The sequence below is a fragment of the uncultured Demequina sp. genome, from assembly GCF_913055775.1.
Lineage (GTDB): Bacteria > Actinomycetota > Actinomycetes > Actinomycetales > Demequinaceae > Demequina.
The window spans coordinates 1-5,577 of the sequence record NZ_CAJXJX010000154.1 but is presented as its reverse complement, the minus strand read 5'-3'; the positions used below and the strand labels follow the sequence as shown (position 1 = coordinate 5,577).

General features: G+C 73.3%; 4 protein-coding genes. All 4 read left to right on the top strand.

Annotation, left to right across the window (positions count from 1 at the left end):
- Positions 1-1,282: hypothetical protein (locus tag QZ483_RS12390; RefSeq protein ID WP_297084453.1), on the top strand; the 1,282-nt coding region annotated here is incomplete at its 5' end.
- On the top strand, positions 1,275-2,222 hold the full coding sequence (locus QZ483_RS12385) for a hypothetical protein (protein ID WP_297084451.1): 948 nt from the start codon (positions 1,275-1,277) through the stop codon (positions 2,220-2,222). The genes QZ483_RS12390 and QZ483_RS12385, both read left to right, overlap by 8 nt.
- A 13-nt stretch (positions 2,223-2,235) precedes the next feature.
- Positions 2,236-4,332, top strand: a complete 2,097-nt coding sequence (locus tag QZ483_RS12380) for a hypothetical protein (protein ID WP_297084449.1) — start codon at positions 2,236-2,238, stop codon at positions 4,330-4,332.
- Positions 4,329-5,561, top strand: coding sequence for a contractile injection system tape measure protein (locus tag QZ483_RS12375; RefSeq protein ID WP_297084447.1), 1,233 nt, complete (start codon positions 4,329-4,331; stop codon positions 5,559-5,561). Before QZ483_RS12380 ends, QZ483_RS12375 begins: the two co-directional genes overlap by 4 nt.
- Positions 5,562-5,577 lie beyond the last annotated feature (16 nt).

Genomic DNA, 5,577 nt, shown 5'->3' with positions numbered 1-5,577 from the left:
CGCGCGTCGCGCCGCGAGCCGCTCGCACGCCATCACACTCGCGACGGAAGCAGGACTGGTGGGAGCGGGACCCACGCAGATCCCGCCCGCCGCGCTCGACGCCGCGATCACGGCGACGCGCGCGCGGCTGGTGCTGCAGATGGCGCTCGAGCACACGGGCGCAGTGGCTGCCGCGGTCGACGCGCACGACGTGCTTGGGGGGACGCGCGACGAGCGCGATGCCGCGGCCGCGCAGTCACTGGCGGCGTCGCTGCCGCTGTGGGACGAGGAGCGCGAGGCGCTCGTGCGCCGCGACCGCCGCCGCCGCGTCGCCCGGACCGGGGTCGACTTCGACAGCCGATTGACGAGCGGTGAGCCCGACACGGACCTGCCCACGGACCTCGCGGCGGCAGGCATGACGGCGGAGGAGGCGGCCATCGCGCGCGGCCGGGCCACGACGCCGCCGGGAGCCATGCCCGAGGACTTCGAGCACCCGGGCGGCGAGACGGAGGTGTGGCCGCCCCACCCGTTGCAGGCCCTCGCATGCGAGCCCGTCACCGACGACGACTACGCGCGCCGCGCCCGGGCCCACTCCCACGTGGCGCGAGCCTGGGCCGTCGGTGGGCGGCTCGCCGGGGTGCGATGGGACGGATCGGAGCAGACGTCAGCCGCACCCGACGCCCTCGGGGCGGTCACGCTCGTGGTCGAGCGGCGCGCACGTCCCGACGGCCTCGCCGCCACGAGCTGGCCGACCGACCGCCACTTCCTGCGCGAGGTGCTCGCCCTCGCGATCGGCTCCGAGGTGCACTCGCCGCACCCGACATGGCTCGACTCGTACGACCCCCTCGATCCGCGCCGGCTCCTCTGCGACGAGGTGGGCGCGGCCGTGCTGAAGCGCTGCGCGATCACGCTGCAGGGCACGCTGCTGGCCGGTCCCGCGGTCGACCAGACGGCGTTGGTGGCGGGCGTCGTCTCGCGTCTCGAGGCATTCTTCGCCTCGGGCAGGCCCGAGAGCCGGCCCGCCCCCCTCGACGCACCCGCTGTCGACGGCCCATGGCCGCCGCACCCCCAGCCACTCGACGGCTGGATCCCGGGAGAGCCCGTCCGCCTCACCGAGGTGGTGCAGGCGATCGTGGCCGACGACGCGGTGCTCGGCGTCGAGGGCCTCGCCTTGCGCGCGGGCACAGGCCCGTGGGTGACCGAGGGCGCGGTCGAACTCGACCCCGACTGCGTGCCAGGAGACGTCGACGGCGAGTGCGTGCGCGTGCGGCTCGTCACCACCGGGGAGTGCGGCCATGTCTAGCGCCGACTATTCGCGCATCTCGTCGCACCTGCCCGCCGTCTACCAGGAGCAGGAGTCCTCCTTCGCGCAGGTCGACGGCTACCTCGAACTGATGGACGACGGCGTTCGCGCCGCCATCGGCGCGCTCGACGACGCCGGGCTCGCGCACGGACCCGACGCCGCGCTGAGGTGGCCCGCGGGCCTGCCGCTCGACGCCGGCGTCGATGCGGCGCTCGACGCCCTGCTCCACACGTACGACGAGGTGGCCGGCTGGGCGGCATACGCGTACCCGCGCACGTGGACGCGAGACCAGGCCGGCCTTGCCAAGCGGCGAGACTTCACCGGTCGGTTCGCGCGCCTGTGGCGACGCCGCGGCACCCCGCGCGGGTTCCTCGACTGGTTCTGCCTCGCGTTCGACATCGCCGACGCGGACCGCCCTTTCCTGCTCGAGCACTTCAAGGTCGCGGACACCGTCATCGCGGACCCCGAGCTCACGGGCACCCTGTTCGTGCGCTCGACGCCCCAGTTCGAGGACTTCCGCCGACGCCGCGAGGCCATCGAGTTCGTCGAGGCCCACGCCCCGGCGCACGTGCTGCTGCGCGTGTGCTGGACGGCGCCCGATTGGGAGGCGCCCGCGCAACCGGCGCCGCCGCCGATGCCCACGCTGGACACCTTCGGGGCCATGCCGGAGTACTCGGCGCTACCGCATTATGACGCGGCCGTCGCCGCGTACGAGGCTGCCCTCGTCGCCTACGAGGGCGAGCTCGCGACGCACCGGTCCGACCTGCACGCTCTCCTGTGCTCGATCACGAGCTTCATCAGCCACGGCCTCGGCATCACCGTCTGCGAGTGCCCGCGCGACTCCGCGACGTACCCCAACCCCGACACCGACCCCACGAACTGCCACAACCTCGAGGCGATCGACCGCCTCGATATCGGCAGCCTCCCCAGCGAGGACTGAAAGGACCGCGGCCATGCCCGACAGCCAGTATCCGGAATTTCAGGGGGGACAGACGCTCACGGCGTCCGAGCTCGTGCTGCTGCGCACGTTCCTCCACGACCGCGACCAGTTGCTCGGTCGCCTCATCGGCTTCGGCGTCAACTGCGGGCTGACCGGCTCGATCGCCGACCGCGTGCTCACCATCCAGCCCGGACGCGCGATCGACCAGAACGGCGAGCCGCTGACGCTCGACGACGCCATGGAGATCGAGTTGCCGCCCACCCCGGGCCCGGGCGGCTTCGAATTCATCGACGACTCGGTGTCGGGCTACAGCGTCGTGCTCGAGATGACGGATGAGCCCGAACCCGAAGAGGAGTGCGGCGAGGCTGGCTGCGCGGGCCACGCGGAGATCCGCACCCGTGGCGCCGCGCTGCGCATCGTGCGCGGCCGGGTCACGGGGGACCGCTTCATGTTCCCGTCGGAGCCACTGCTGGCGGTGGATCCGCTCACGCTGTCCCAGGACTCGTCCTACGTCGGCTCGTTCGAGGACCTCAAGGACGCGATCGTGGACCGCCTCGAGACCGCCCCCGGGGCGCCGCTCATCGACACTGCGCTCATCAACGACCTCAAGGGCATCTCGATCTCGAGCTCGGACCTCGACGGCGTGCAGGGCTACAAGGCCGCGTTCCTCAACGAGGTGCTGTTCGAGACGCTCGAGCTGATGCGGTGCCGCGCGCTGATGGCGCTCTCGTGCGACCGCGAGACGCCGCGTCCTGGCGTGGTGCTCGGCTGGGTGCACTACTCGGGCGGCGCGTGGGTGTGGAACTGCCGCTACCGCCACGCTTGGGAGCCTCCCGAGGGCCTGGCGCGCGCGTTCGTCGGCGGCACCTGCGCGAGCCCCTGCGCCCTGTACGTCGCCCAGCTCGAGGCGACCATCGGCGCCTACGCCCCGCCCGACCCGCCGCCCGAACCGGAAGACCCGGACGACGACGGCCCCATCATTGACGTGGTCTTCGTGCGCTGCCCCGACGGCTCGTGGCGCCCCCTGGGCGAGTGCTACACGATCGTGTTCCCTCCGCCGGAGATCCTCTTCCCGCCTCCTCACTGGGAGGAGATCCCCGAGTGGATCAACCCCTACGGGCCTCTCGGGCCTGACGGGCCGGGCGACCCGCTCGGCCCCTGGATCAACCCGGGCTTCGACCGCGGCGTCGTGTACCCCGGGCGCGAGCTCGACTACCTCGGCAGCGGCGCGATCGGGCTCGGCCCCGCGCTTGGCCACAGCGGTCCCCTCATCCAGCCGGTGCTCGAGGCGGCGGTGCTCGAGACCGAGGTCGCCCCGTCGGTGATCCTCGCCACCAAGGATGAGATCGCCACGATCCCGGGCTACCAGTCAGCCGGGGCAGCGAGCCCCGCAGACACCATCGTGCTCGTCGTCGACGGCGACAACCGGGTGACCTCGACGGGCCGCGTCCCCGCCGCTCACACCGCGAAGCAGGTCGGCACGCAACTGCCCGCCGCCGTGGGCGCGGCGACCGAGGCACTGGACGCCACCGCGAGCCTCAGTCAGGAGTTCCTCACCCTCGACTCGTCCGTGTCCGGGCTGGGCGGCAAGGTCGCGGGACTCGAGGAGTTCCAGGCCGCGACGCTCGAGTGGCGCGGCGGCGTCGAGACCACCCTCGCCGGTGTCGACGGCGCGGTCCATCAGGGCATCGAGGAGGTGCTCGGCGGCGACCTCGACAACCTCAAGCAGCGCGTCGCCACCATGGAAGGTGCTCTGCAGGCGGGCACCCGCGGGCCGATTGTCGTGGGCGGTGCCGAACGACCGGACGACGGGTTCTCGATCAAGCACATGGGCGAGGCGATCATCGAGTTCGCGGAGTCCGTCAACGCCGGTCTCGAGACGATCTCCGGCGACAACACCCCGCTGCTCAGCAGGTACATCAAGGACGCCTCGCGCGCCTCCGCCCGCCTCGAGGTGGCACTCACCACCGACGACGCCGAGGGCGTCGGCGGCGCCGTGCTGTCGGTGCTCGACACCCTGCGCACGGCGGTGAAGTCCGCCGGCATCGACGACAACATCGGCAGCCAGATCGATGTCCAGTTCCGCATGGCCAAGGACATCCTCGGATGACCGACATGGAGATCGGCCGGGTGCGCATTCGCGGGGATGCGTCCCGGAGGCTCGCGCGCGTGGCGGCTGGTCCGCTGGCCCAGGCACTCGACCACGCGCTCGGTGCGGCGCCCGACGCGACCCTCGGCACGCTCACCGTGACCCTCGACGTGGACCCCGCGGACTACGATGACGAGACCCTCGCGATCCTGTGGGCAGAACGGATCCGCGCCGCCACTCTCGGCGCTCTCGCGCTCCCGGACGACCCCGAAGCCCAGGAGCCGGCCGGGGAACCCACGCACCGGGGCAGCCCTCACGCTCCCGAGAAGACCACCGTGGATAACGCAGCGGCCCCGTCCGGCGGGCCCGCCGCAAGCGCCGATGCGGTCGCCGCCCAGGTGCGCGCCTGGCTCGCCGCGGGAGCCCCGGCCTCGGCATTGCCTCGCGCACTGGCGGCCGCGGACTCCGCGCCCATGGCCGCTGAGGTCGTCTCGCGCCTCAGCGTCGGCAAGGCGCGCGCGTGGCTCGCGGCCATGGACCGCGCGACCCGGCGCGCCGAGTCGTCACCGCCGCCGTCCGGGCCGAGCGTGTCGACCTCCACCCCTGCTGCCTGGGGCGACCACGCGCCCCCGGAACGCGCGCAGGATGCGGTGCAGCGCGCATCGGCCAGCCCTGATCGCGAGGCGCTCGCCACACCCGAGCCAGACCGGGTCGCCGACGCCGCCGCCCATGTCCGGCGCCTGGCCGAACTCGCACCCGGCGCCGCCATGGTGGACGCCCTCACCGCGAGCGCCTGGGGCGGGCTCGTGCTGCTGTATCCGTGGCTGGGAGACCTGTGCGACGCCGCCAGCGACGCGCGCCCCGACCAGGACCCGGTCGTGGCCCGCAGGCGCACGCTCAGCGTGCTCGCGGCGGGCGACCACCGCGCCGTCGATGACCCGCTCGTCCGCGTGCTCGCGGGGTCCACCGACGAGCCCGGGGGCGAGGCCGAGGTGCGCGACGAGGACATTGAGGCGGCCGAGCGCGTCCTCGCGGCGTTCGCCGCGCTGCTACCCGGCTTCGACGAGTCCTCCGCCACGTTCATACGCGACGGCTGGATCACGCGGCCCGCGCTCATCGACGCGGGTCCCCCCGTGCGCGTCACGGCGGAGTCGGCGCCCCTGGATGTCGTGCTGTCCCGACTGCCCTACCCCCTGGCCGGCTTCCGGCTGCCGTGGACCGACGTCGTCGAGATCCGGTTCGTACCGTGACCTCGCCGACCGGCTC

What these genes read in the sequence shown, in the direction of transcription:
- QZ483_RS12375 (WP_297084447.1), top strand. Translation starts at nt 4,329, where the DNA reads ATGACCGACATGGAGATCGGCCGGGTGCGCATTCGCGGGGATGCGTCC.
- QZ483_RS12380 (WP_297084449.1), top strand. Translation starts at nt 2,236, where the DNA reads ATGCCCGACAGCCAGTATCCGGAATTTCAGGGGGGACAGACGCTCACG.
- QZ483_RS12385 (WP_297084451.1), top strand. Translation starts at nt 1,275, where the DNA reads ATGTCTAGCGCCGACTATTCGCGCATCTCGTCGCACCTGCCCGCCGTC.